Below are 6403 nucleotides of genomic sequence, written 5' to 3'. Positions count from 1 at the left end.
TCCTACGCTTCTTGAATAGGCATAAATTTTTGCAGCTCTACCAGGTAGAATTTTTAAGACTTTGCACGGCTCTCATCACATCTCTTTGACTGATTTGGCCAAGAAGTCTTCCATCCTTTAATACCGGAAACCTTCTCAACTTAAGCTCCAAAAACATACGAGCGGCATCAAAAATATTCATCTCCGGAGCCATCGTCTTCACTTCTGTAGCCATGTGTTCTCTCACCGTTCCGTGCAGGGTAGGTGTATTATTATACTTTCCTCTCACTACCTCCTTTAAACAGTCACCTTCAGAGATGATGCCCACTAAATTTCCCTCTTCATCTACCACCGGACCACCAGATATTCTTTTGGTCAGTAGAATCTTAATAACTTCTTCCATGGTTTGCTCAGGGCGGAATGTTATGAGTTGGCGCGTCATATAATCTTCTACATGCACCGGCTGTACCGGCTCCTTGGTTGGTTTAACTTGTCGTACTCCTTGAAAACTTTTTACCATATCAAATTCTTTTTATTATAATATAGTGATTTTTAACTTTACTATCAATGGCAAGTAAGGCCAACTGTAAAATTTTCAGGTTCAATTTATAACTACTTTAATAATGTTAAGTCAGATTGAGGATGCTTCTAATATAGTGCTGGAGAAGTTAAATGGTTGGCTGGAAACCATTATTGCCATGCTTCCTAATTTTGTAATTGCAATTGTTGTTCTTATTGTCTTTTACATTCTCTCCAGAATCATAAGAGCAGTGCTGGGAAAAATATTGCACCGCTTTACAACCAATGAGTCTGCTGTAAAACTCATTTTAACCTTTACCTCAATCATAATTATTTTAATTGGACTGATGGTAGCACTTGGCGTGCTCAAATTAGACAAAACCGTTACCTCGGTACTTGCTGGAATTGGAGTTGTTGGTTTGGCATTAGGTTTCGCGTTTCAAGATGCCGCAGCTAACCTTATTTCAGGGGTGATTATGGCTATGAAAAGCCCAATCAATGTCGGAGACATTTTAGAATCTAACGATATTTTCGGCAGAGTAACACGTATAGGACTGCGATCAACCACAATTTATGACCCAAGTGGACAAGATGTGGTGTTGCCCAACAGGCTTATATTTCAAAACCTATACCGACATTATACCATTAATGCCAAAAGGCGGGTAGATCTAAAGTGTGGTATTTCTTATGGTGATGATTTGAAAAAAGTAAAAGAGATTACAACCGGAGCAATTAAGAAAATACCCTATCTATTAGAAGGTACTGAAGTAGAATTCTTCTTTGAGGAATTTGGAAGTAGCTCAATAAATTTTGTAGTGAGATATTGGGTAAAATATCACAAACAACCGGACTTTCTTCAAGCGCAAAGTGATGGAATTATGAACATCAAAGCAGCTTTCGACCAAAATGGCATTACTATACCTTTCCCTATAAGAACATTGGATTTGGCATAAAAGGTGGTGAGAAACTCTCTACCGTTTGGAAAGAGACACAGTGATGGCGGTTATTCTTTAGCTGGCGGGTAGTATAAAACAACTTCTTTTACACCCCAATTGCGAGCGGCATCGATATCTTCTCCCATGTAGATATCGATCTTACGCGTCCAGCGTGCATTCATTTTATCTTTAACTAAGTAAGTGCCTTCAAGGCCTTCTATACGCACAGTAGTATTATGGTCGATACCCATAGGAATCAGGTCACGTGAAACCGCAATAGCCTTCATTCCGGGATTTAATGTATCACCCCAGGCTGCAATCATGGGATTTGATGCAGTTGTTTGACTTGCTACGGAGTTGTAGGCACTTGCGGTGACTGTAAGTGTATCCCAGGCTTGCTCTTCGGCAAGCTCAGATGTTGGAGCACTGCAAGACAATGAAATGAAAAATGCAAAGGATAGGCTGATTGTGAGTATCTGATTCATAACTCTTTAACTTACTTGGTAATCAAATTGTTGCTTTTGTAAGTTCAAAAATGAGTTGTCGCCATGTATATTGGCTTTTACATGTGTGATAATCTATATTTGCAACTCGCTATTAAAACATTGCAATAATAAAGGAACAATGAGGCTTGCTCAACTCGCACGTAAATTAGGAATTACACAAAGTGAAATCGTAGAAGTATTGAACAAAAATAACTTCACTATTTCAGAAAACGGCAATAGTAAATTAAGTGATGAGCAGGTAATAATGCTTCAACAGCACTTTGATTATACCCCACCTGAGATAAACGAGGAGGAAGTTGATACAGCGTCTAATAGTGAAGATTTACATGACGAAGCTTCTGAAACAACTCAAGAAATTGAGGAAAAGCAGGAGGTTGAGGTAGTTGAAGAAGTAACTCTTGAAGAAGAAAAAGAGCCTACGAATGAGATTACCAGCGAAGAGCCCGAGAAGACAGAAGTTGAAACTAAAGCTGAGATTGAGCAAAAGCCTGAGACTGAAGAAGAAATTGAGCAGGTTGAAGTAATACGAGCTAAGAAAGTAAAGTTAGACGGCATTAAAGTGTTGGGTAAAATTGATCTTCCTGAACCAAAGCCGAAAGAAGAAACGGAAAAGGCAGAAGACAAAAAACCCAGGAAAAAAAGAGGAGCACAATCTCGAAAGTCGGCCGGTAGAAAACCAAAAAGAAAAAAGATAAGCTACGAAGAGAAAGTAGAGCGTGAAAAGAAAAATGCTGAATTAAAAAAGAAGCAGCTTAAGCAAAAGATAAAGGAGAAAAAGAAACAGCATTATTACGAAAATGTGCAACCAAAAGCTGTTGTAAAGGCTGTACCTAAGAAGAAAGTAAAGAAAAAAGTAGCTACCCAGGCAAAAAAACCAATCACTCCGAAGCATACGAACCCCGTGAAGAGATTTTGGGCATGGCTCAACGGAGAGTATGATCGATAAAATCATCTCAATTTAAACCAGTAAGCCGTTTTTACACCAAAAACATCGGTGAGCATTTCTGAAACTCCCATTTCGTCAATTCCCTTTTGATACGTAAGTGAAAACTCCAGCGAGTTCTGCTTCTTTATATTTTTTGTTACTCCTACGCTTACATCAATAAAAGCAAATGGAGATGGCTTGGGATTAAAATTGGCACCACTACTTACCGCCAACAAGTTGTCACCATCATTAAACTCTTGCCCATAGTCATAAACCTGACTGGTATATATCACGGCAGATGCTCCCAGGCTGCCAAATAAATTGAGATCACCAACAGGGTGCCTATACTTTAAACTAAGCGGGATTTCAAAATACTCCGTTTCTAATTCCATAGAAACTAACTCCCCTTTATTAGGATCGAATCTTGGCTTTATTACTTCATTTAGCGTATTTCCCTCGACCTCATTTTTTATTTGCGCATAGTTTATGCCTGTTGTTAAACTTAAAGATGGAGATAAAATAAAATCAGCGTTTATCCCATGTCCGATATTAAAATCACCTTGACCTTGCTCAAAAAATGGCCGATTCATACCTAAAGATGGTCCTATTTTAATACCCACGCCTTTTCTATAATGTTTTTCAATTTCTCGCTGCAATTTCACCGGTAGTCTGTCTGGTGCATCATTAGTGATAAGTTTATCGTTTAGTTTTGCGGTAAGCTGTTCTTCATCATAGTCTATAGGAAGAAGTATTAGCAAGGATTCACCACTCTCCTTTTCTTTATAGAAAAATGGCACTACTTTGTCGTTTGCGACAAGATAGGCATTGCCATCCTCTTCCACGATGAGATTTCTATCTCGCAATTTCCTGAGCAATTGAGGATCTAAATTCTCAGACTCTCCCATAAATAAAGCGTGATTAATCATACTTCCTGCAACAGTCGATACCGAATTAAACTGCTCTTTAAGTTCTACTAATTCTTTTCTCAGTTGCGAAGTATAAATTGTATCCCTGTCTTTTACTACCTCCAATTGTCTTGTTAGTGATGCCATCTGAGCCTCTAATGAAGCCAATTCGTTTTGATAGTTGAACCGTTGTTTGTTGGCCACTATCATCTGATTTGCAGCTAATTGATTTAATCGCATTAATTTTTTTAGCTCCTTAGATAAGGCCGTAATTGCTTTTTGTGAAGAAGTGTCGGCTATGTAAATGGTATCAGTTATAGCGGCTGGGGTTGTGAGTTGGTCTTTTGTTGATTGACCAGTTGTAGATGAATATTGTCCAGTGGGCACACTTTGTTGGGTAAAAAGATAAAATAAACCACCATTAAATAAACATATAATTACAACTGCAGCTGCGACAAGTAGCTCCGTTCGGTATAGCACATACCACGGCAATGCTTGACTTCCGGCCAGTCGTAACCTTAAATCTGCCAACGCAGATGGGTCAAAGGCTTCACTTTCGTAGCCTTCCAACTTACCCTTTATTAAATCATCAAACCTTTTGTCGTCCATGATTTTCTTCTTTTTCACCCCCCATTATAGCCAGGGTTCTTTTTAATTTACTTCTCGCTACTGCCAGGTTAGATTTTGATGTACCAACCGTAATATTCAGTTTTTGAGCAATTTCCTCGTGCTTATATCCTTCAATGGCATGTAGATTAAAAACCATTCTGTAAGATGGAGGAAGAGCCTGTATTGCTTTTAGTATATCTTCTTCTGCAAATTTAGATATGGCTGTTTCGTCTATTGTTTGATTTTTTGCGTAGGAAATATCTACCCCATGGTAATGCTTTTCATTTCTTCTGAAACAATCAATGGCCGCATTGATCATCACTCTGCGAAGCCAGCCCTTAAATGGTCTGCCTTTCGTATATTTTTCAATCTTTGTGAAGATTTTTAAGAAACCATCATTCAATATCTCAATCGCTTCTTGTCGAGTTTTAGAGTACCTCAGGCAAATCGACATGCTATACGCATAAAATTCCTTATAAAGCTCATTCTGACCATTTCGACTGCCTTTTTTACAGGCATCTAAGAGTTTATATAGCTCTTTATCACTAATCAATTGTCATTTCTTTATCCAAGTTATGAGGCTAGAAAGCCACAGCTATCGCTGCCAACACGCAGGATTTCTTAAAAGGGTTGGTTGATAATTTTTATATTTTTTTTCAACCAACCCCCGGATGTTAATCATGCGTGTTGGCTTTAGAAGATACAAAAATCATCCGTAAACGAGATTTCACTTTATCCAAGTTGATTGTATTTCTGGCTAGCTGATGGATTTGACATTTGCTGCCAGATTTACAGTCTCTTAGAAGCTTAAATAATGATGAAACATTTCTTTTTAGCTCAAAGTATTCTTTTCACATTACTCGCTGCCTGCAGTTCGGACAAAAATTATGTGAAGCCTCTAGCCAGTCAAATGGCTACTGAAAATGTAGTACTTGTGGTTATAGATGGACCAAGGTTATCAGAAACCTGGGGCGATAGTCTGAGGGTCAATATACCGCATCAAAACAAGCTTTCGTCACAGGGTGTGTTGTTTAACAATTTTATGAATGATGGCGTAACATTCACCTTATCAGGCCACTCTGCGATTACCACAGGTTATTATGATTTGGTGATTAACAATGGAAGTGAACTACCAGATCAGGTTTCTATTTTCCAGCGATATCTGGAGGCTCACCGACTACCGCCAACGGAAGCCTGGATCATCACTAGTAAGAAAAAATTAGCTGCTCTTTCTGATTGCAAAGACCTAGACTGGAGAGGTTCCTATAGGCCATCTATCAATACAGTTGACAGAGAAGATGAGATAACAATGCAAGTAGCGATTGATACAATATCTACCTATAAACCCTCGCTTACCATGATACACTTTAGGGGACCCGATAGCCGAGGTCATTCCAATGACTGGAATGGATATATCAAGGCGATTCAGGAAACTGACTTCTATGTTAAACAAATATGGGATTATATACAGGGTGATGCGCACTACAGAGATAAAACTACGCTGCTTGTAACCGCAGACCACGGTAGGCATTCCTCCGGTATAGGGTCAAGTTTCGTGGGCCATGGCGACTCTTGCGATGGTTGTAGGCAAATATCACTTTTAGCTATAGGACCTGATTTAGAGAAAGGTGTGGTTGTTCAAAAACCTTATGGTCAAATTGATATTGCTCCCACAATAGCCTCTATGTTAAATATAGATTGGGCAGGTGAAGGAAATACGATTGAAGAACTTATAAAATAACCGAAATGAGATACTTGATTATGACATTTTTCACAATAGCTGTTTCAATACAAACATATTCTCAAGAGCGAGAAATTTCACTGGAATCTTCTGCTATTTTTATAAGAAATACCTTGAGGATATTCACCTCTCCTACGCTATCAATACAATCAGAAAAACATGCCTGGAGTTTGGGGCCAACCATTGCGATAGCTTCAGGGTTAACTACCTCAGATGAAAAATATCCCAAACTTGGTGGGCTTCAGGTCTCATACAGGTATTATCCGCTTAATAAAAATAGCAGA

The 6403-nt window shown here is 38.7% G+C and carries 8 protein-coding genes; 4 read left to right on the top strand and 4 right to left on the bottom strand.

Annotated elements, in window-relative coordinates; genetic code table 11:
• Positions 1–37 precede the first annotated feature (37 nt).
• A complete protein-coding gene (locus tag E1176_RS08295) occupies positions 38–499 on the bottom strand; it encodes a CBS domain-containing protein (protein ID WP_155210144.1) in 462 nt (153 codons plus the stop codon).
• 103 nt (positions 500–602) lie between these two features.
• Between E1176_RS08295 and E1176_RS08290 the strand changes: the two genes are divergently transcribed.
• Positions 603–1451, top strand: a complete 849-nt coding sequence (locus E1176_RS08290; protein WP_246205972.1) for a mechanosensitive ion channel family protein — start codon at positions 603–605, stop codon at positions 1449–1451.
• Between the two features lie 50 nt (positions 1452–1501).
• Here the strand turns inward: E1176_RS08290 and E1176_RS08285 are convergent, their stop codons facing one another.
• Entirely contained in the window at positions 1502–1918 is a 417-nt protein-coding gene (locus E1176_RS08285; protein ID WP_155210143.1) for a 3D domain-containing protein, read from the bottom strand.
• A 139-nt stretch (positions 1919–2057) separates the two neighbouring features.
• On the opposite strand from E1176_RS08285, the gene E1176_RS08280 reads away from it, so the two are divergent.
• Entirely contained in the window at positions 2058–2885 is an 828-nt protein-coding gene (locus E1176_RS08280; protein ID WP_155210142.1) for a translation initiation factor IF-2 N-terminal domain-containing protein, read from the top strand.
• Positions 2886–2887: 2 nt separating this feature from the next.
• On the opposite strand, the gene E1176_RS08275 is transcribed toward E1176_RS08280, so the two are convergent.
• Both E1176_RS08275 and E1176_RS08270 read right to left on the bottom strand, forming a co-directional pair.
• Entirely contained in the window at positions 2888–4378 is a 1491-nt protein-coding gene (locus E1176_RS08275; protein WP_155210141.1) for an outer membrane beta-barrel protein, read from the bottom strand.
• Positions 4359–4931, bottom strand: coding sequence for an RNA polymerase sigma factor (locus E1176_RS08270; RefSeq protein ID WP_155210140.1), 573 nt, complete (start codon positions 4929–4931; stop codon positions 4359–4361). The genes E1176_RS08275 and E1176_RS08270 overlap by 20 nt, the downstream gene beginning before the upstream one ends.
• 261 nt (positions 4932–5192) lie before the next feature.
• On the opposite strand from E1176_RS08270, the gene E1176_RS08265 reads away from it, so the two are divergent.
• Positions 5193–6119: an alkaline phosphatase family protein gene (locus tag E1176_RS08265; protein ID WP_155210139.1), complete on the top strand. Its 927-nt coding sequence runs from the start codon at positions 5193–5195 to the stop codon at positions 6117–6119.
• A 5-nt stretch (positions 6120–6124) separates the two neighbouring features.
• Positions 6125–6403 (top strand): hypothetical protein (locus E1176_RS08260; RefSeq protein WP_155210138.1); only part of this gene is annotated, 279 nt, incomplete at its 3' end.

The organism is Fulvivirga aurantia (assembly GCF_009711475.1).
Classification (GTDB): domain Bacteria; phylum Bacteroidota; class Bacteroidia; order Cytophagales; family Cyclobacteriaceae; genus Fulvivirga; species Fulvivirga aurantia.
Note: the sequence above shows the minus strand (reverse complement) of the source record. Positions and strands in the feature narration are given on the sequence as shown.